Origin of the sequence: Corynebacterium sp. ACRPH (genome assembly GCF_022347285.1) — a bacterium.
Classification (GTDB): Bacteria; Actinomycetota; Actinomycetes; order Mycobacteriales; family Mycobacteriaceae; genus Corynebacterium.
In genome coordinates, this window is sequence record NZ_JAKRND010000047.1 from 1 (window position 1) to 758 (window position 758).

At 55.7% G+C, this 758-nt stretch carries 1 protein-coding gene; it reads left to right on the plus strand.

The window, feature by feature from the left end; all coding sequences use genetic code 11:
* Nucleotides 1-758: IS256 family transposase (locus tag MHX66_RS10510; RefSeq protein ID WP_370646315.1), on the plus strand; the 758-nt coding region annotated here is incomplete at both ends.

Sequence of the window (758 nt, forward strand, 5' to 3'; positions counted from 1 at the left end):
CAGGACAAGGTCAACAAGATCAGCGAGAAGCTGATGGAAAATCCTGAGCTTGCCAGCTTGATCGGCGAGTTATCGACCTCCACCGATGACGCCAGCGACCTGGTCAAAGGCCTGTTGCAGGCCTCGATTAATGCTGGTCTGCAGGCGGAAATGGATGCCCATTTGGGCTACGGTCATTCCGACCGGAAGATGAAGGCCCAGGTTGAATCAGCACAGGGGAGCAACCACCGCAACGGGTCGTACACCAAGACGGTTAACTCTGGTTACGGCACGTTGGAAGTGACTGTACCCAGGGATCGTTGTGGCACGTTTACTCCTCAGATGGTGCCCAAGGGCTCACGTCGGCTGACAGAGCTTGATGACATGATCATCTCGCTGTACGCCGGTGGGATGACAGTGCGTGATATTCAGCACCATCTTGGGTCCACCCTGGGGGTGGATATGAGCCCGGATACGATCAGCACGATTACCGATGCGGTCTTAGACGAGGTCATGCTGTGGCAGAACCGTCAGCTTGATGAGTTCTACCCCGTGATCTTTCTTGATGCGCTCCGGGTGAAAATTCGCGACGGCCACCGTGTAGTCAACAAGGCGTGCTACATGGCGGTGGGCATCGACATGGACGGTATCAAGCACATCCTGGGCTTGTGGATTGCTGATAATGAAGGTGCCGCCTTGTGGGCATCTGTGTGCGCAGATCTTGCCAACCGTGGCGTCAGCGATGTCTTCATCGTCTGCTGTGATGGGCTTAATGGGCT